This window comes from Aeromonas sp. PrichA-15 (assembly GCF_017939245.1).
Taxonomy (GTDB): domain Bacteria; phylum Pseudomonadota; class Gammaproteobacteria; order Enterobacterales; family Aeromonadaceae; genus Aeromonas; species Aeromonas caviae.
On the sequence record NZ_JAGKRH010000050.1, the window covers coordinates 12,312 to 29,322 of the forward strand.

Annotated in this window: 16 protein-coding genes and 2 tRNA genes; 11 read left to right on the forward strand and 7 right to left on the reverse strand. The window is 61.3% G+C overall.

Features of this window, described 5'->3' with window-relative positions; all coding sequences use genetic code 11:
- Positions 1 to 59: 59 nt before the first annotated feature.
- The gene (locus J9889_RS08515; protein ID WP_129146727.1) at positions 60 to 458 is read right to left on the reverse strand and encodes a DUF3293 domain-containing protein; all 399 of its coding nucleotides are present in this window, start codon (positions 456 to 458) and stop codon (positions 60 to 62) included.
- A 385-nt stretch (positions 459 to 843) separates the two neighbouring features.
- On the opposite strand from J9889_RS08515, the gene arcA reads away from it, so the two are divergent.
- Positions 844 to 1,563: a two-component system response regulator ArcA gene (arcA, locus tag J9889_RS08520; protein ID WP_010673581.1), complete on the forward strand. Its 720-nt coding sequence runs from the start codon at positions 844 to 846 to the stop codon at positions 1,561 to 1,563.
- A 136-nt stretch (positions 1,564 to 1,699) separates the two neighbouring features.
- On the opposite strand, the gene J9889_RS08525 is transcribed toward arcA, so the two are convergent.
- Together J9889_RS08525 and J9889_RS08530 are read right to left on the reverse strand one after the other, a co-directional pair.
- Positions 1,700 to 1,774, reverse strand: a tRNA-Gly gene (locus J9889_RS08525).
- Between the two features lie 94 nt (positions 1,775 to 1,868).
- Positions 1,869 to 1,942, reverse strand: a tRNA-Gly gene (locus J9889_RS08530).
- A gap of 201 nt (positions 1,943 to 2,143) precedes the next feature.
- On the opposite strand from J9889_RS08530, the gene cydD reads away from it, so the two are divergent.
- The 4 genes from cydD to J9889_RS08550 all read left to right on the forward strand — a co-directional run bounded on the left by cydD (position 2,144) and on the right by J9889_RS08550 (position 6,531).
- Complete coding sequence (gene cydD / locus J9889_RS08535; RefSeq protein ID WP_210556383.1) at positions 2,144 to 3,919, forward strand: cysteine/glutathione ABC transporter permease/ATP-binding protein CydD; 1,776 nt, start codon at positions 2,144 to 2,146, stop codon at positions 3,917 to 3,919.
- The gene (cydC, locus tag J9889_RS08540; RefSeq protein WP_210556385.1) at positions 3,912 to 5,657 is read left to right on the forward strand and encodes a cysteine/glutathione ABC transporter ATP-binding protein/permease CydC; all 1,746 of its coding nucleotides are present in this window, start codon (positions 3,912 to 3,914) and stop codon (positions 5,655 to 5,657) included. The genes cydD and cydC overlap by 8 nt, the downstream gene beginning before the upstream one ends.
- A 107-nt stretch (positions 5,658 to 5,764) precedes the next feature.
- Positions 5,765 to 6,136: an Rcs stress response system protein RcsF gene (rcsF, locus tag J9889_RS08545; protein ID WP_010673578.1), complete on the forward strand. Its 372-nt coding sequence runs from the start codon at positions 5,765 to 5,767 to the stop codon at positions 6,134 to 6,136.
- 8 nt (positions 6,137 to 6,144) lie between these two features.
- Positions 6,145 to 6,531: a DUF488 family protein gene (locus J9889_RS08550; RefSeq protein WP_210556387.1), complete on the forward strand. Its 387-nt coding sequence runs from the start codon at positions 6,145 to 6,147 to the stop codon at positions 6,529 to 6,531.
- Between the two features lie 70 nt (positions 6,532 to 6,601).
- Here J9889_RS08550 and J9889_RS08555 read toward each other — a convergent pair whose 3' ends face one another.
- On the reverse strand, positions 6,602 to 7,597 hold the full coding sequence (locus tag J9889_RS08555; RefSeq protein WP_210556389.1) for an NAD-dependent epimerase/dehydratase family protein: 996 nt from the start codon (positions 7,595 to 7,597) through the stop codon (positions 6,602 to 6,604).
- Positions 7,598 to 7,902: 305 nt separating this feature from the next.
- On the opposite strand from J9889_RS08555, the gene tsaA reads away from it, so the two are divergent.
- Complete coding sequence (gene tsaA, locus J9889_RS08560; protein ID WP_041214760.1) at positions 7,903 to 8,607, forward strand: tRNA (N6-threonylcarbamoyladenosine(37)-N6)-methyltransferase TrmO; 705 nt, start codon at positions 7,903 to 7,905, stop codon at positions 8,605 to 8,607.
- A gap of 70 nt (positions 8,608 to 8,677) precedes the next feature.
- Here tsaA and J9889_RS08565 read toward each other — a convergent pair whose 3' ends face one another.
- Genes J9889_RS08565 through J9889_RS08575 form a run of 3 tightly spaced genes read right to left on the reverse strand, consistent with a single transcriptional unit; the run spans position 8,678 to position 11,864 of the window.
- Positions 8,678 to 9,799 (reverse strand): beta-ketoacyl-ACP synthase III, encoded by a 1,122-nt coding sequence (locus J9889_RS08565; RefSeq protein ID WP_039039348.1) that lies wholly within the window; start codon positions 9,797 to 9,799, stop codon positions 8,678 to 8,680.
- Positions 9,800 to 9,854: 55 nt separating this feature from the next.
- Positions 9,855 to 11,018, reverse strand: coding sequence for a VWA domain-containing protein (locus J9889_RS08570; protein WP_210556391.1), 1,164 nt, complete (start codon positions 11,016 to 11,018; stop codon positions 9,855 to 9,857).
- 3 nt (positions 11,019 to 11,021) lie between these two features.
- Positions 11,022 to 11,864, reverse strand: coding sequence for a MoxR family ATPase (locus J9889_RS08575; RefSeq protein ID WP_043155832.1), 843 nt, complete (start codon positions 11,862 to 11,864; stop codon positions 11,022 to 11,024).
- A 163-nt stretch (positions 11,865 to 12,027) separates the two neighbouring features.
- On the opposite strand from J9889_RS08575, the gene cysK reads away from it, so the two are divergent.
- The 5 genes from cysK (at position 12,028) to J9889_RS08600 (ending at position 16,822) form a co-directional block, all read left to right on the forward strand.
- Positions 12,028 to 12,996 (forward strand): cysteine synthase A, encoded by a 969-nt coding sequence (gene cysK / locus J9889_RS08580; RefSeq protein ID WP_010673571.1) that lies wholly within the window; start codon positions 12,028 to 12,030, stop codon positions 12,994 to 12,996.
- A gap of 443 nt (positions 12,997 to 13,439) precedes the next feature.
- Positions 13,440 to 13,697: an HPr family phosphocarrier protein gene (locus tag J9889_RS08585; RefSeq protein WP_005303128.1), complete on the forward strand. Its 258-nt coding sequence runs from the start codon at positions 13,440 to 13,442 to the stop codon at positions 13,695 to 13,697.
- Between the two features lie 44 nt (positions 13,698 to 13,741).
- Positions 13,742 to 15,469 (forward strand): phosphoenolpyruvate-protein phosphotransferase PtsI, encoded by a 1,728-nt coding sequence (gene ptsI, locus J9889_RS08590; RefSeq protein WP_052814873.1) that lies wholly within the window; start codon positions 13,742 to 13,744, stop codon positions 15,467 to 15,469.
- 43 nt (positions 15,470 to 15,512) lie between these two features.
- The gene (gene crr, locus J9889_RS08595) at positions 15,513 to 16,022 is read left to right on the forward strand and encodes a PTS glucose transporter subunit IIA (RefSeq protein ID WP_010673569.1); all 510 of its coding nucleotides are present in this window, start codon (positions 15,513 to 15,515) and stop codon (positions 16,020 to 16,022) included.
- A 254-nt stretch (positions 16,023 to 16,276) separates the two neighbouring features.
- The gene (locus tag J9889_RS08600) at positions 16,277 to 16,822 is read left to right on the forward strand and encodes a cytochrome b (protein WP_042015896.1); all 546 of its coding nucleotides are present in this window, start codon (positions 16,277 to 16,279) and stop codon (positions 16,820 to 16,822) included.
- Positions 16,823 to 17,011: the final 189 nt, after the last annotated feature.

Sequence of the window (17,011 nt, forward strand, 5' to 3'; positions counted from 1 at the left end):
ATGTCGGGGCGCTGACAATCCACCGGCCGGGTGCCCTGTCCGGATGGCGGGGGGCCATGTCAGCCCGAAGGCCTGAACCGCCAGCGGGACGCAAGCGCCCCCAGATGACAGGGCGGCCCTTCCAGCAACACGGGCACCAGCCAGAGCTCTCCTTCACGCACCCAATAGAGGGCATTCTGGCCAAATCGGGCGGCCAGCCGGATCGCCTCTGGCAGCGAAAGCGGCAACAATAGCGACGCCTCCTGCCAGCGCTCATCCTCATCGCTCCCCCAGACCTCTCCCATGACGGGACAGTCGCCCACTTGCCGGACAAGGGCTCGCTGGCGACGGGCATTGCGGCGCAGCCCCACCCACCGGCTGGCCGGGTTCCAGGCCGTGACAATGGCATAGGCTGGGCAGCTGGGAGGCGCAAAGGGGGCGATGAAGCACACTTTTCTGTAGTTTTCCCACAAAGTCATGTCAACCACATGTTACATCCCATTACATTTATTAAGGGCGAAAAAGCGGGTCAGCCCAAGTATGATGCAGCGAACTCGGGGATTGACTTATATCAAAGCTGAGTTAAAAAGTTGCTATCTGACGGCAAAGAGTGTTGTTATGCGCCTGTTAACTGATAAAATGCAGCAACTTTTGTAATGGACTACCTCTCCGGGCTTCTCTTGTTCAGACTTGTTGAGAGCCCATGTACGGCACAGGGATGCTTGCCGACATAGTTACCAAATTCGCGATGATTCGACCTGATATTCATACCCAGGATGACGTAATAAATTTTCAGGACCGGTCGGATAACGCCAAAGAGTGTTAAAATTTCGATAATTAACTGATAAGAATCTGGGAATACTCATGCAAACACCACATATTCTGATCGTCGAAGACGAGCTGGTCACCCGCAACACCCTCAAGAGCATCTTCGAAGCCGAAGGCTACATCGTGCTGGAAGCCAACAACGGTGACGAGATGCACCAGGCCCTGACCAGCCACACCATCAACCTGGTGATCATGGACATCAACCTGCCGGGCAAGAACGGCCTGCTGCTGGCGCGCGAGCTGCGTGAAGACGACAACATCGCCCTGATGTTCCTGACTGGTCGCGACAACGAAGTGGACAAGATCCTGGGGCTGGAGATCGGCGCAGATGACTACATCACCAAGCCGTTCAATCCCCGTGAACTGACCATCCGTGCCCGCAACCTGCTGAGTCGCACCATGAACGTGGCCGCCGGTGGCGAAGAGAAGAAGCTGGTGGAGCGTTATCTGTTCAATGGCTGGGCTTTGGACATCAACAGCCGCGCCCTGGTCAGCCCGGCTGGCGACATGTTCAAGCTGCCCCGCTCCGAGTTCCGCGCCATGCTGCATTTCTGCGAGAACCCCGGCCAGATCCAGACCCGTGCCGAGCTGCTCAAGAAGATGACGGGCCGCGAACTCAAGCCCCACGACCGCACCGTGGACGTGACCATCCGCCGTATTCGCAAGCACTTCGAGAGCGTGGGCGACACCCCTGAGATCATCGCCACCATCCATGGCGAAGGCTATCGCTTCTGCGGCGAGCTGGAGCAGGAGTAATTCTCCCACTCCCGAGTTGAAAAGGCGCCCTGTGGCGCCTTTTCCATGTCTGCAAGGCTCGCCCCAGGCAACTTGCCCCCTCAAAAAATGCACAACAAAAAGCCCACTCGCAGGAGTGGGCTTTTTGTGTGAAGACTGGAGCGGGCAGCGGGAATCGAACCCGCATCATCAGCTTGGAAGGCTGAGGTAATAGCCATTATACGATGCCCGCTAGGCATCAAAACGTACTTGGTGTGATGGGGAATCCCCACGACAGACAGCCATCTGGCTGATATGGACAACGGCGCGTGCCGCTATCTGGAATGTGGAGCGGGTGATGGGAATCGAACCCACGTATGCAGCTTGGGAAGCTACCGTTCTACCATTGAACTACACCCGCGTCAGTGGCCTCTACTATATGCATTTTGCCGCCGAGCGCAATCACCGACCTCGCATTTTTTGCCATAAATCAAGCTGTTCGGCCAACTAATGAGCATGAAGCCGATTTTTCACACAATGATGTTCCTCCGCCCGGTTCTGCAAGGTTGCCAAGCCGTGGGGGCGACGATAGTCTTGCGCCACTCGTTTGAGGAGGGTGGTAATGGACAAGAACAGACAGAAACATCTCTATGGCTGGTTGCGCAAACAATCGGGCCATGGTCGGCGCTGGATCGGCATCTCCATCGCCTTCGGGCTGGGTCAGGGCGTCCTGATGGTGATGCAGGCCTGGTTGCTGGCGACCCTGCTGCACGGTTTCATCATCGAAGGCTCCACGCCGGAGCACTCCGCCCCCCTCTTCATCAGTCTGTTGCTGGTGACCCTGACCAAGGCGGCCCTGGCCTATGGCCGCGAGGTGGCGAGTTTCAAGGCGGGCAGTGCGGTGCGCCAGGCCATCCGCGAGCTGGTGCTCACCCGCCTCGCCAGGCTCGGCCCTGCCTATATCCAGCGTCGTCCCGCCGGTAGCTGGGCCAGCCTGCTGCTCGAGCAGATCGAAGAGATGCAGGACTTCTTCTCCCGCTATCTGCCCCAGATGGCCATCGCCGTCTTTATTCCCCTGGTGATCCTGGTCTCCGTGTTCCCGGTCAACTGGGCGGCGGGCCTCATTCTGCTCGGCACGGCCCCCCTCATTCCCCTCTTCATGATCCTGGTAGGGGTGGGCGCCGCCGATGCCAACCGCCGCAACTTCCAGTCGCTGGCGCGCCTCTCAGGCCACTTCCTCGATCGCCTCAAGGGGCTGCGCACCCTGCAGCTTTTCATGCGCACCCGGGCGGAAGGGGAGGCCATCCGCGATGCATCGGAAGATTTTCGCGAGCGCACCATGGAGGTGCTGCGCCTCGCCTTTCTGAGCACGGCCGTGCTGGAGTTCTTCGCCGCCATCGCGGTGGCCCTGGTGGCCGTCTACTTCGGTTTCTCCTACATCGATCACCTCAACTTTGGCAGCTATGGCGTCAAGGTCACCCTCTTTACCGGCCTGTTCGTGCTCTTCCTCGCCCCCGAGTTCTACGCGCCGCTGCGGGAACTCGGTGCCCACTATCACGCCAAGGCACAGGCCATTGGCGCAGCCGAACAACTGCTGGAATTTCTCGAGGCCGACGCGAGCGAACCCGCCTCCGGGACGCTCCCCTTCCATGCGGATGGCCCCGTCAAGGTAGAAGCCCGCAGCCTGGAAGTGCTGAGCGCCGAGGGCAAGGTGCTGGTCGGTCCCCTCGATTTCACGCTGGAAGCCGGCACGCGCACCGCCCTGGTCGGCATCAGCGGCGCGGGCAAGAGCTCCTTGGTCAACGCCCTGCTCGGTTTTGCCCCCTATCGCGGTTCCCTGTGCGTCAACGGAGTGGAGCTTCGTACCCTGGACATCAGCCAGTGGCGCCAGCAGCTAGGCTGGCTCTCCCAGAATCCCCAACTCTTCCACAGCTCCCTGCGGGACAACCTGCTGCTGGCCAGACCATCCGCCAGCGACACCGAGCTGGAATTCGCGCTCAAGCGCGCCCAGGCTTGGGAGTTCGTCAATGAGAAAGGGCTGGACTATCGGGTCGGGGATCAGGCGGGCGGCCTCTCCGTCGGCCAGGCCCAGCGCATCGCCCTTGCCCGTACCCTGCTCAAGACGACCCAGATGATGGTGCTGGATGAACCCACTGCCAGCCTGGATCGCCATTCTGAGCGAGCCGTCATGAGCGCCCTCGAACAGGCCGCACAAGGTCAGACCCTGCTGATGATCACCCACCGCCTCGATCAGCTCAGCCAGATGGACAACATCCTGGTGCTGGCGCACGGCAAGCTGGTGGAGCAGGGACGTTTTGCCGCACTCGGCGAGGCCCAGGGCCCCTTCGCCCGCCTCCTGTCGCAATCCCAAGGTTTCGGAGACTCTCTCGATGACTGATCTATTGCCGTTCCTGCGCCTTTATCGCCAGCACTGGCTCAGCCTCTCCATCGGCCTGCTGCTGGCCCTGGTCACCCTGGTGGCCGGCATGGGCCTGCTCTCCCTCTCCGGCTGGTTCCTCTCCGCCGCCGCCGTCGCCGGGCTGGCGGTCGCCACCCGAGACACCTTCAACTACATGACCCCTGCAGGGGGCGTGCGTTTCTTCTCCATCGTGCGCACCGCCAGTCGCTGGGGGGAGCGGGTCGTGAGCCACGACGCCACCTTCCGGGTGCTGACCCGGCTGCGGGTCTGGTTCTGGCAAAAGCTCTCCCCTCTCTCCCCCGGCTCCCTTGCCGGTTTTCGCCAGGCTGACCTGCTCAACCGTCTGGTGGCCGACATCGACGCCATGGATCACGTCTATCTGCGCCTCATCACCCCCATTGGGGCGGCGCTGCTGAGCTGCGCCGGGCTGGTCTTCTTCCTCTCCTTCTTCGATGGTCGCCTGGCGCTGACGCTGGGAACCATTCTGCTCTTTGGCATGCTGGCCTTGCCCCTGGTCTTCTATTTTGCCGGGCGCGCGCCGGGCCGCCAGCTCATCGCCGAGAAGTCCAACCTGCGTACCCGCATGGTGGACTATCTGGACGGCCAGGCCGAACTGCAGATGTTCGCCGCCGCTCCCGAGGCGCTCACCGGATTGCAGCAGGCGGAGCAGGCCCTGATCCGGGCCCAGGCCCGCATGGCCCGCGTCAGCGGCCTGGCCGCCTTCTCGGTGCAGTTGCTGAGCGGCTGGACTCTGACCCTGATGCTCTGGCTGGCCGGTCACGGCGTCGGTGGCAGTGCCCCTGACCCCATCACGGCACTCATGGTGTTCGCTACCCTGGCGAGCTTCGAGGCGCTGCTGCCGCTGGCCGGTGCCTTCCAGCACCTCTCCACCAGCCTCACCTCCGCCCGCCGTCTCAACGAGATCCTGCAAGAGGCCAAGGCGCCGGAGTGGGGCGCACAGCAAGCCCCCGCTGCCCGGGGTGCCGTGCAGATAAACGACCTGCATTTCATCTATCCAGGCCAGGATGTTCCCGTGCTGCAAGGGTGCACCCTGCAACTGCATGCCGGGGAGAAGCTGGCGCTGCTGGGGCAGACCGGCTGTGGCAAGTCCACCCTGATGGGGTTGCTGACCCGGGAATGGACGGCCCTATCGGGGGAGATCCTGCTCGATGGCAAGCCCCTCACCGATTACAGCGAAGAGGCGCTGCGCGCCTCCTGCTCCGTGGTGAGCCAGCGGGTCCACCTGTTTGCCGATACCCTGCGTGGCAACCTCACCCTGGCCGCCCCCGGAGCCAGCGACGAACGGCTCATCGAGGTGCTCACCCAGGTGGGGCTCGGGACTCTGCTGCGCGATGAGGGTGAGCAGGCCGAACAGGGACTGGATGCCTGGCTCGGGGATGGCGGGCGTCCGCTCTCCGGCGGGGAGCGCCGCCGCATCGGCATCGCCCGCGCCCTGCTCCACGATGCACCGCTCTGGCTGCTGGACGAGCCCACCGAAGGGCTCGATACCCAGACCGAACGGGAGATCATGGATCTGCTGCTGACCCTGGGGGCGGATCGCACCCTGCTGCTCATCTCCCACCGCCTGCTGGGGCTGGAACGGATGGACAGGGTAGCCCTGATGGAAGAGGGTCGCATCCGTCTGTGTGCCCCCCACCAGGAGCTGCTGGAAGATGATCACTACCGCAGCCTGCACCGGCGACTGGCCCCCGCCTGATCCGGGGTCGTCTCGCTACAATCCATTGATATGGCTAAAAATGGGGCTGGTCGCCATCGGCGACTGCCCCCTATAATGGCCCACTCGCCACCCAACAAGATGCCGATATGAAACGCCTGATCCTGATGATGCCCCTGATTGCCTCCGGTTGCGCCGACTTCGCCTTCAACAGCAATCTGGACAAGGAAAACTTCGACGAGTACTTCAAGCCGGGGAGCGTGCGGATCTACGAGCAGAGCGAGCTCGCCGACCTCAACTACCTCTACCTCGGCACCGTCGAGGGGGAATCCTGCCAGAGCGATGCCAACCAGGCGGTGCCCAATGCCGGTGAAGCCCGCACCCTGGCCCGCCGCCGCGTGGCGGACATGGGGGGCAACGGCGTCAGCTTCGACAAGTGCGCCGAGTTCAGCGACGTGCCCGGCTGCCTGAAGCAGGTGATCTGCTACGGTCAGGCGCTGAAAGTGGCCGAAGAGAAGTAAGTCCTGCCATGGCGATCGCCATCGTGCGACTCGGCAGCCCCCGCCTCGAGGATGAGGGACTTCGCATCGGCACCGTGCGTCGCCCCCCTCGCGGCGTGCCCAAAGCGGCGTTCGCCAGCCAGGATTGGTACGACGTCTGGTTCCCCAATCTGGCCCCCAGCGCCGAGACCATGAAACTCGGTCAGACTGCCGACACCCCGGCCCGGTGGACCGCCTTCTGCAAGCAGTACAAGGCCGAGATGGCCACCCCGGCCGCGAAGCACGATCTGGCCCTGCTGGCCGCCCTCTCCCACACCACCCATTTCTCGGTGGGGTGCTACTGCGAACAGGAGTCCCGCTGCCATCGCAGTGTGCTGAGGACCCTGCTGGCCGACGCGGGTGCATTGCTGCGCTGAGCCCCGTCATGGATGAACACCCCACATGAGAAGAGGGCACCCCGGGGTGCCCTCTTCTTTATGATGCCGGCTAGTACGCATTCGATGACAAGGAAACCTCCACTCGTCGTCGCAAGGCCTGTTCCTCATCAGGGGTCATGCCCGGCAGCGGCCCCCGGGGGTTGCTGGCAAGCCATACCACCAGATCGTCAACCGTCTCCTCCAGGGGGCGAAAGTTCAGCCCATGGACGATGGCGGCCTCGGCGCTGATGGTGCCATACCCAGCATACTCCGGCAGCTCGCTTGGCAGCAGCGTGGGATAGCTTTGCCAGGGCGCCACCCCTGCCGCCATCAGGTCATGCCAGGGAGCCCACTCGAGCTGCAAGGGGGTCACTGGCGTCAGCCGGGCAGCGAGGCGCTCCACCCAGTCGTTCAGTGCGATGCCGGGCTTGATCAGGTTGAAGCACCCAGCGAGTCGCTGCTCGGCAGCCCGCAGCACGAACTCGGCACAGTCGCGTACATCCAGGTATTGCAGCCTGTCCTCCCCCAGCCCCGGCAAGAGCCAGGGCCCGCCCCGCTGCACCCGCCTCACCCACCAGGCAAGACGAGCGGTCGGGTCAAAGGGGCCGCAGAGCACGCCGGGGCGCAGGGTGCACAGGCGATCTCCCCAGCGGGCGCGATACACCGACTCGCACAGCACCTTGAGGGGGCCGTAGTCGGTGGGCGTTCCTGCCATCTCGTGCAGGGGTGCCGACTCATCCATGCCGGGTTGGGAAAAATCGTGATAGACACTGATGGTGGAGATGAAGATGAGCCGATCGCAGCGCCCCAGCAGGGCGTCAGAGAGCCCTTCGGCCTGTTCGGGGCGATAGCAGCAGGTGTCGATGACCAGATCCCAGTGCCGCCCTTCGCCCCGCAAGGGGGCCAGGTCCCCGTCTCTGTCCCCGTGAAGCTGGGTCAGCTCCCGCCAATCCGGGTGCTGGCGGTGGCCGCGATTGAACAGCGTCACCTCGTGCCCCCAATCCAGGGCCAGCGTGGTCAGGTGGCGACCCAGAAAGCCGGTGCCGCCGATAATCAACAATTTCATCCCTGTCTCTCCTCTATGGCGCCCTCTCCTTGCAGCCCCTCCACGGGCAGCCGAAACGGCCATGGCCTGGCATGGTGAGCACACGCCCTGATGCCGCCAGGCATATCGTCATGGTGCGGGCAGCAGATTCCTTGTCCGCTCCCCCGCCACCCCTTTTGCCGCCCCACCCTACGCAAGTTGGCACCAGGACACAGCCCCCTGGCACCGGGTCTGGGATCGGGATCACAGGGGCCGCGTCCTGGTGCTCCCCCTGCGTTTTCGGCGTGCCTGTGCTACATTGCCCGGGTTTTCAGCCAGGATCCGCCATGAAGTTCGATATCGATACCCTAGGGATCATCCGCTCTCCCTACAAGGAGAAGTTCGCCATACCCCGCCAGCCCGGTCTGGTCAGCGCGGCTCGCGCCCGCCTCGAACTGCTTCCTCCCTATGATCAGCCCGATGTGCTGCGCGGCATCGAGCAATTTTCCCATCTCTGGATCAGCTTCGTGTTTCACCAGACCATGGATCAGGGCTGGCACCCGACGGTGCGCCCGCCGCGCCTCGGCGGCAACGAGCGGGTCGGGGTCTTTGCCACCCGCTCCACCTTCCGCCCCAACCCCCTTGGCCTCTCCGTGGTCGAACTGCACGGGGTGGGACGTGAGCGCGGCAAGCTCTGGCTCGAGCTGGGCGCCGTGGACTTGCTCGACGGCACCCCCGTCGTCGACATCAAGCCCTATGTCCCCTATGCCGACAGCCTGCCCCACGCCCGTGGCGGTTTCGCTCCCGATGCCCCCACCCCGCCGCTGGCGGTGAGCTTCAGCGCCCAGGCCGAGCAGCAGCTCGCCCCCTGGCTCAAGGCCCACCCGGAGCTGCGCGAACTGGTGAGGGAGGTGCTGGCCCAGGATCCCCGCCCTGCTTACAAGAAGGGCAAGCCGGATGACAAGGTGTACGGTGTCAGATTGTTCGATGTGAACGTGCGGTTTCAGATAAAAGAACCACAATGTCAGGTACTGGCCATCGAACCCGCTTGAAAAAAGCCTCTCTGGTAGCATGAAAAAAGCCACCCTCCCGGGTGGCTTTTTTATGGGCAAAACAGGGTGCTCAGCGCCGCTGCAGCAGCAGGCTGCCGATGGAGTAACCGGCCCCAAAGGAGCAGAGCACCCCGCGAGCCCCGCTTGGCAGATCCTGGTTGAAGAGGTGGAAGGCGATGATGGAACCCGCCGAGCTGGTGTTGCCGTAGCGGTCGAGGATGACAGGCGCCTCCTGCTGGCTGGCGTCATGGCCCAGCAACTTGCGACCGATGAACTGGTTCATGGTGAGGTTGGCCTGATGAAGCCAGAGCCGGCTCAAGCCATCGGCCGCCCATCCCTGCTCCGCCAGCTGGGAGGCTATCTGATCGCACACCAGGGGCAGCACCTCCTTGAACACCTTGCGCCCCTGCTGGCGGAACAGCTTGTCGTCGCCGTAGCGGGTGCGCGGGCTGAGCCGGTTCAGGAAGCCGAAGTTGTTGCGGATGTTGTTGGAGTACTGGGTCACCAGCTTGCTGGCCACCAGTTGCCAGGGGTTGGCCACCTGGCAATCGGCCTCCCGCTCCAGCAGCACGGCGGTACAGGCATCCCCGAAGATGAAGTGACTGTCCCGATCGCGGAAGTTGAGGTGACCCGAGCAGATCTCCGGATTGACCACCAGCGCCAGCCGGGCGGTGCCTGCCGCCAGCATGTCTGCGGCGGTCTTGATCCCGAAGGTGGCGGAAGAGCAGGCCACGTTCATGTCGAACGCCAGGCCGCTGGCGCCGAGATAGTGCTGCAATTCGATGGCCAGCGCCGGGTAGGGGCGCGGCATGTTGGAGGCGGCGACGATGACAAGATCGATCTCCCCCGGTTCACGACCGGCGGCGATCAGCGCCTGCTCGGCGGCCGCCACCGCCATCTCCACCATGATGGAGGGCTGATCGTCCGGGCGCTCCGCCATGAGCGGTTGCATGATGTCGGGATCCAGCACCCCCTCGCTGCTCACCAGATAGCGGCTCTTGATGCCGGAGGCCTTCTCGATGAACTCGCAGCTGGAGTGCTGCTTGGCAGGCAGCTGCCCTGCATCGATGGCGGAGGCGTTCTCCTCGTTGTAGAGATCCACGTACTGGTTGAAGGCCGCCACCAGCGCTTCATTGCTGACGGCAAAGGGAGGGGTATAGAGGCCTGAGCCACTGATTACGATAGAGGTCATCTTTGCTCCTGGCCGGGTGCAATCCCGGCTTGTCTGTTTTTTAGGGTTCAGAGGGTCACAGCTGGTCGATGGCCGCAGCCAGACCCGCCAGGGTCAGCGGGTGCATCCGCCCGCCGATCAATTCGTTCATCAACTTGATGGAGGGGTGCCACAGCCACTCCTGCCTTGGCAGCGGATTCACCCACACCATCTTGGGGAAATGTTGTTGCAGGCGCCCGAGCCACACCTGGCCGGGCTCCTCGTTCCAGTACTCTACGCTGCCACCTGGCCAGGTGATTTCATAGGGGCCCATCTTCGCATCCCCCACCACCATCACCCTGTAGTCGCTGCCGTAGGTACGCAGCAGCCGCAGGGTATCGAGCCGATCATCAAGGCGCCTGGCATTGTCCTGCCAGACGAAGTCGTAGAGGCAGTTGTGAAAATAGAAGAACACCAGGTGCTTGAACTCGTGGCGCAGGGCCGAAAAGAGGCGCTGCACCTTGGCCACATGGGCATCCATGGAGCCCCCCACGTCGAAGAAGACCAGCAGTTTGACCCCGTTGTGTCGCTCGGGTCTGAGCTTCACATCGAGCCAACCTTGCCTGGCCGAGCTTTGGATGGTGTCGTCGAGATCCAGCTCGTCGGGATTGCCCCGGCGCACCCAGCGCCTGAGCTTGCGCAGGGCGAGCTGGATGGCGCGCTGCCCCAGGGGCGAGTCGTCACTGAAGTTGCGAAAGTGGCGCGCTTCCCACACCTTGGTCGCCCGCCCGTGCTGGCCCTCTCCCCCCATGCGGATCCCTTCCGGGTGATAGCCGCCGTGACCGAACGGGCTGCTGCCCCCGGTGCCGACCCACTTGTTGCCGCCGGCGTGACGCTCCTTCTGCTCGCTTAGCCGCTGATTGAGGGTCTCCAGCAGCTTGTCCAGCCCGCCAAGGGATTGGAGCAACGCCTTCTCCTCCGGGCTTAACAGTCGCTCGAACTCCTTGCGCAGCCACTCCTCGGGCAGGCTCTCCGGCAACAGGGGGATGGCGGCCAACCCCTCGTAATACTCGGCGAAGGCGCGATCGAAGCGATCATAGTGCGCCTCGTCTTTCACCAGCAGGCAGCGGGATAGCTGGTAGAACTCGTCCATGTCGAGGCTGGCCAGTCTGGCTGCCAGCGCCGCGTGCAAGTCCAGCAATTCGCGCAGGCTGCAGGGGAGCTTGTGACGGCGCAGATGGTTAAAAAAGTCGATCAGCATGGGTCAGCTGCCGCGTCTGGCCAGAAAAGCGAGCTTCTCAAACAGATGCAGGTCCTGCTCGGTCTTGAGCAGGGCGCCGTAGAGGGCAGGCACCAGTTTGCCCGGCTCGCGGGTGCGCATCGCCTCGGGGGCGATATCGTCGGCCAAAAGCAGCCGGATCCAGTCCAGCAGCTCCGAGGTGGACGGCTTCTTGCGCAGCCCCTCTACCTCGCGCAGCTCGAAGAAGAGCTCCATCGCCTCACCGAGCAGGCTCTCCTTGAGGTTTGGGTAGTGGAGCTTGACGATGGCCTGCATCTCGGCCTTGTCGGGGAAGCGAATGTAGTGGAAGAAGCAGCGGCGCAGGAAGGCATCCGGCAACTCCTTCTCGTTGTTGGAGGTGATGATGACCACCGGCCGCTGGCGGGCCTTGACTCGCTCGCCGGTCTCGTAGACATCGAACTCCATCCGATCCAGCTCCAGCAGCAGATCGTTGGGAAACTCGATGTCCGCCTTGTCGATTTCATCTATGAGCAGCACTGGCCGCTGCTCTGCGCTGAAGGCCTGCCACAGCTTGCCCCGGCGGATGTAGTGGCCTATCTGCCCTACCCTGGGGTCACCGAGCTGGGAGTCTCGCAGCCGGGCGACGGCATCGTATTCGTAGAGCCCCTGCTGGGCCTTGGTGGTGGACTTGATGTGCCAGCTGATGAGCTCGGCGCCCAGGGACTCGGCCACCGCCTCCGCTAGCACTGTCTTGCCCGTACCGGGCTCACCCTTGATGAGCAGCGGCTTCTCCAGCACGATGGCGGCATCGACGGCCATCTTCAGTGCCTGTGATGCGAGATAGCGGTCGCTTCCTGCAAATCCCATGAGATCCCTTCCATTGGATGCCCAGGCAGCGGGAGCCCCCTCGGCAAGAGAGAATAAGTTCTATATGTTGTAATAACATATTGTTATAACGATTCGTCACTTCTCATTCAGAAACCACAGGGTAATCTTGTTTCATCGCCTTAACAAACACAGGGATAGCACCATGAGCAAAATTTTTGAGGACAACAGCCAGACCATAGGCAACACCCCGCTTGTTCGTCTCAACCGTGTTACCAAGGGCCGCGTGCTGGCCAAGATCGAGAGCCGCAACCCGAGCTTCAGCGTCAAGTGCCGGATCGGTGCCAACCTCATCTGGGATGCCGAGAAACGCGGCGTGCTGACCAAGGGCAAGGAGATCATCGAGCCCACCAGCGGCAACACGGGCATTGCCTTGGCATTCGTGGCTGCGGCCCGCGGCTATCCCATCACCCTGACCATGCCGGCCACCATGAGCCTCGAGCGCCGCAAACTGCTCAAGGCCCTGGGTGCCAACCTGGTACTGACCGAAGGTCCCCTCGGCATGAAGGGCGCCATCGCCAAGGCCAACGAGATCCTCGAATCCGAGCCGGGCAAGTACGTGCTGCTGCAACAGTTTGAAAACCCGGCCAACCCGGAAATCCACGAGCAGACCACTGGCCCCGAGATCTGGGACGCCACCGATGGCGAGGTGGATGTGTTCGTGGCGGGCGTCGGTACCGGCGGCACCATCACCGGGGTCTCCCGCTACATCAAGAAGACCAAAGGCAAGGCCATCGTCTCCGTGGCGGTCGAGCCCAGCGAATCTCCCGTCATCAGCCAGAAACTGGCGGGTGAAGAGATCAAACCGGGTCCGCACAAGATCCAGGGCATCGGCGCCGGCTTCATCCCGGGCAACCTGGATTTGAGCCTGCTGGACCGCGTCGAGCAGGTGAGCAGTGACGAAGCCATCGAGATGGCCCGCCGCCTGATGGAAGAGGAAGGGATCCTGGCCGGTATCAGCTCCGGCGCTGCCGTGGTCGCTGCCAACCGTCTGGCCGAGCAGCCGGAGTTCGAAGGGAAAACGATTGTCGTCATCCTGCCGAGCGCCGCCGAGCGTTACCTCTCCAGCGCCCTCTTCGCCGGTGTGTTCAGCGAGCAGGAATTGCAGCAGTAGTTGATCAGCCAACACCAAAACGACGGCGCTCCTCGGAGCGCCGTTTTCATTATGCGCTAAACTCTCTAGCCACCAGTGCCACTCGGCCCCTTATTTTTTGGGGTAAAATAACAAACTTGGATATGACAAAAAAAGCAGACATTCTGTGATAAATCTCATATCCTGTGCGGCGTCACGAGGTGTTTGCTGGCAAGGTATCACAAGGTAACAAAGTGTTATTTTTCGTTATAAAATAATTTCAGGCCAGGCCTGACGCGGCTTGCAGCCTGATAGCGAAAAAATACCTGGCCACGACGCCGAATACTGCACAGAAAATTGACCTGGATTAAACCATTGCAGGTCTGATTTCGTTACTTTACAACATATCCATACTGACACGGTGAGACAGGAAGCCTCATTGGCGACCATCTCTCCAAACAATATCAATAATATGGGGTGAAACCATGTACGAGAAGTCTGTTGTTATTACTGCTGAAAACGGCCTGCACACCCGTCCTGCAGCTCAGTTCGTGAAAGAAGCCAAAGAATTCCAAAGCGAGATCACTGTGGTCTCCGGTGGCAAATCCGCCAGCGCCAAGAGCCTGTTCAAGCTCCAGACCCTGGGTCTGACCAAAGGCACCAACGTGACCATCCAGGCTGACGGCCCGGACGCTCAGAAAGCCGTTGAGAAGCTGGTTGCCCTGATGGACGAGCTGGAGTAATCCAGCTTTATTCCTCCCCCACAGTCGTTTTAATAGGAAGGATTATGATATCTGGCATTCTTGCGTCCCCCGGTATCGCATTCGGTAAGGCGCTTCTTCTGAAAGAAGATGAAATCGTTATCAATCAAGGCAAGATTCCCGCCGAACAGATTGATGCCGAGATCAACCGCTTCCTCGAAGCCCGCACCAAGTCAGCCGCACAGCTGGAAGCCATCAAAGAGATGGCCGGTCGCACCTTCGGTGAAGAAAAAGAGGCCATCTTCGAAGGCCACATCATGCTGCTCGAAGATGAAGAGCTGGAAGGGGATATCAGATCCTTCATCAAAGAACACAAAGCCTCTGCCGACAGAGCCGTTCACGAGGTGATCGAACAGTACGCCAAGATGATGGCCGATCTGGATGACCCCTATCTGCGTGAGCGCGCCACCGACTTCCGTGACATCGGCACCCGTCTGGTCAAGAACGTACTGGGCATGGCCGTTGTCAACCTGAGCACCATCGACGAAGAGGTCATCCTGGTCGCCAAAGACCTGACCCCGTCTGAAACCGCTCAGATCAACCTGAAATACGTGCTGGGCTTCGTCACCGACATCGGTGGCCGTACCTCCCACACCTCCATCATGGCACGCTCCCTGGAGCTGCCGGCCGTCGTGGGCACCAACGACATCACCGAGCGCGTCAAGAACGGTGACATGCTGGTGCTGGATGCGATCAACAACCAGGTCATCATCAACCCGACCGCCGACCAGTTGAACGAAGCCAAGAAGTTCCAGGCCCAGTTCCAGGCAGAGAAGGACGAGCTGGCCAAGCTCAAAGACCTGCCTGCCATCACCCTGGATGGCCACCAGGTCGAAGTGTGCGCCAACATCGGGACCGTCAAGGATACCGAGGGTGCCATCCGCAACGGCGCCGAAGGCGTGGGTCTGTACCGTACCGAGTTCCTGTTCATGGACCGTGACGCGCTGCCGACCGAAGACGAGCAGTTCAAGGCTTACAAGGAAGTGGCCGAAGCCATGCCGGATCAACCGATCATTGTCCGTACCATGGACATCGGCGGCGACAAAGAACTGCCCTACATGAATTTCCCGAAAGAGATGAACCCCTTCCTGGGCTGGCGTGCCGTGCGTATCTTCTTCGACCGCACCGACATCATGCACGCCCAGCTGCGGGCCATCCTGCGTGCGTCTGCCTTCGGCAAACTGCGCATCATGTTCCCGATGATCATCTCCGTCGAAGAGTTCCGCAGCCTGAAGGCTACCGTGGAGACGCTGAAAGCCGAACTGCGTGCCGAAGGCAAAGCCTTTGATGAATCCATCGAAGTGGGTATCATGATTGAGACCCCGGCCGCGGCCGTGATGGCTCATCATCTGGCCAAGGAAGTGGATTTCTTCAGTATCGGTACCAACGACCTGACCCAGTACACCCTGGCTGTCGACCGTGGTAACGAGATGATTTCCGCCATGTACAACCCGCTGTCACCCTCCGTCCTGACCCTGATCAAGATGGTGATCGACGCTTCCCATGACAATGGCAAGTGGACCGGTATGTGCGGTGAACTGGCTGGTGACGAACGCGCCACCCTGCTGCTGCTGGGTATGGGTCTGGATGAGTTCTCCATGAGCGCCATCTCTGTACCGCGTATCAAGAAGCTTATCCGCAACACCAACTTCGAAGATGTGAAGGCCATGGCCGACCAGGCGCTGAGCTTTGCCACCGCCGCCGAAATCGAAGCGTGCGTAGATAACTTTATTAAGCAGAAGGCAGTCTGCTAAGATCGGCTGCAAACAGCGACAATCATCTCTAGGAGCTTTTACTATGGGTCTGTTCGACAAACTGAAGAAACTGGTTTCCGACGACAGTTCTGACACTGGCGGCATCGAAATCTTTGCTCCGCTGTCCGGCGAAATCGTCCCCATCGAAGATGTGCCTGACGTCGTCTTCGCCGAGAAGATCGTCGGCGACGGCATCGCCATCAAGCCGGCCGGCAACAAGATGGTTGCTCCGTGCGACGGCACCATCGGCAAAATCTTCGAGACCAACCACGCGTTCTCTCTGGAGTCCGACTCTGGTATCGAGCTGTTCGTTCACTTCGGTATCGACACCGTCGAGCTGAAGGGTGAAGGTTTCACCCGTATCGCTCAGGAAGGTCAACAGGTCAAGCGCGGTGACACCATCATCGAGTTCGATCTGGCCGTTCTGGAAGCCAAAGCCAAGTCTACCCTGACGCCTGTGGTCATCTCCAACATGGACGAGATCAAAGAGCTGGTGAAGATGACTGGCGCCGTGACCGTGGGCGAAACCCCGGTGATCCGCATCAAGAAATAATGCGCCCTGGCCTGACGCCAGCGACCACCAAAAACCGAAGCCTGGTGCTTCGGTTTTTTTTTGCCCCTTCCATCCCCCGATACTCCATGGGCTCCCGCACAGGTCAGCATGACGGCAAACAGGCAGAAATGTTATCGAGATCAACACGGGCATAAGCAAGCCGAGTACCCTCAAGAGGGATACCTGCGGGTCCTTTGGCTCGATATGAGACGGGATGAAAAGAGATAAGCCGCTTAAGTGGCGAGGAGACAACGATGCTGAGAAATACCGAACAACGTTATGGCAGCCTGAGCATAGGGCTGCACTGGTTGACCCTGCTGCTGATGATCGCCGTCTATGCGCTGATGGAGTTCAGGGACATCTTCCCCAAAGGGTCGGCCGGCCGCGACCTGATGAAGGAGTTTCACTTCATGGTGGGTCTGCTGATCCTGGCGCTGGTGGTCGTGCGCCTGCTGGTGCGCGTGGGTAGCCCTTCACCGCGTATCGTGCCCGAGCTCTCCCCCCTGATGCTCACGCTGGCTAAGCTCGCCCATCTGGCGCTCTATGGCTTCCTGATCCTCACCCCGCTGCTGGGCTGGCTGCTGTTGAGCGCAGGGGGCAAACCCATTCCCTTCTTCGGCCTGGCGCTCCCCGCCCTCATCGCCCCCGATGACGGCCTGAAGGGCACCATCAAGGAGTTGCACGAGACGCTGGCCAACATTGGCTATGCTCTGATTGCCCTGCACGCAGCGGCAGCCATCTACCACCACCATGTGCTCAAGGACAACACCCTGACCAATATGCTGCCCGAGCGCAAATAACCAGCGACGGGTTGCACACCAACAAAAAGGCCCCTGTGACAGGGCAATGCTGATCAGTTAAGGATCCATTGACCGATCCTTCTGCTGTAGGACAATCCGGAACCAATCACTGGTTCCGGATTTTTTATGTCTATTGCAAACGATCTGAACGATATTGTTGAGGCATCTGGCGACATGCTGGCTCGGCTG

Bases quoted from the DNA above. Each gene is read 5' to 3' on its own strand.
- J9889_RS08515 (WP_129146727.1), bottom strand. From the start codon at position 458: ATGACTTTGTGGGAAAACTACAGAAAAGTGTGCTTCATCGCCCCCTTT.
- arcA (WP_010673581.1), top strand. From the start codon at position 844: ATGCAAACACCACATATTCTGATCGTCGAAGACGAGCTGGTCACCCGC.
- cydD (WP_210556383.1), top strand. From the start codon at position 2,144: ATGGACAAGAACAGACAGAAACATCTCTATGGCTGGTTGCGCAAACAA.
- cydC (WP_210556385.1), top strand. From the start codon at position 3,912: ATGACTGATCTATTGCCGTTCCTGCGCCTTTATCGCCAGCACTGGCTC.
- rcsF (WP_010673578.1), top strand. From the start codon at position 5,765: ATGAAACGCCTGATCCTGATGATGCCCCTGATTGCCTCCGGTTGCGCC.
- J9889_RS08550 (WP_210556387.1), top strand. From the start codon at position 6,145: ATGGCGATCGCCATCGTGCGACTCGGCAGCCCCCGCCTCGAGGATGAG.
- J9889_RS08555 (WP_210556389.1), bottom strand. From the start codon at position 7,597: ATGAAATTGTTGATTATCGGCGGCACCGGCTTTCTGGGTCGCCACCTG.
- tsaA (WP_041214760.1), top strand. From the start codon at position 7,903: ATGAAGTTCGATATCGATACCCTAGGGATCATCCGCTCTCCCTACAAG.
- J9889_RS08565 (WP_039039348.1), bottom strand. From the start codon at position 9,799: ATGACCTCTATCGTAATCAGTGGCTCAGGCCTCTATACCCCTCCCTTT.
- J9889_RS08570 (WP_210556391.1), bottom strand. From the start codon at position 11,018: ATGCTGATCGACTTTTTTAACCATCTGCGCCGTCACAAGCTCCCCTGC.
- J9889_RS08575 (WP_043155832.1), bottom strand. From the start codon at position 11,864: ATGGGATTTGCAGGAAGCGACCGCTATCTCGCATCACAGGCACTGAAG.
- cysK (WP_010673571.1), top strand. From the start codon at position 12,028: ATGAGCAAAATTTTTGAGGACAACAGCCAGACCATAGGCAACACCCCG.
- J9889_RS08585 (WP_005303128.1), top strand. From the start codon at position 13,440: ATGTACGAGAAGTCTGTTGTTATTACTGCTGAAAACGGCCTGCACACC.
- ptsI (WP_052814873.1), top strand. From the start codon at position 13,742: ATGATATCTGGCATTCTTGCGTCCCCCGGTATCGCATTCGGTAAGGCG.
- crr (WP_010673569.1), top strand. From the start codon at position 15,513: ATGGGTCTGTTCGACAAACTGAAGAAACTGGTTTCCGACGACAGTTCT.
- J9889_RS08600 (WP_042015896.1), top strand. From the start codon at position 16,277: ATGCTGAGAAATACCGAACAACGTTATGGCAGCCTGAGCATAGGGCTG.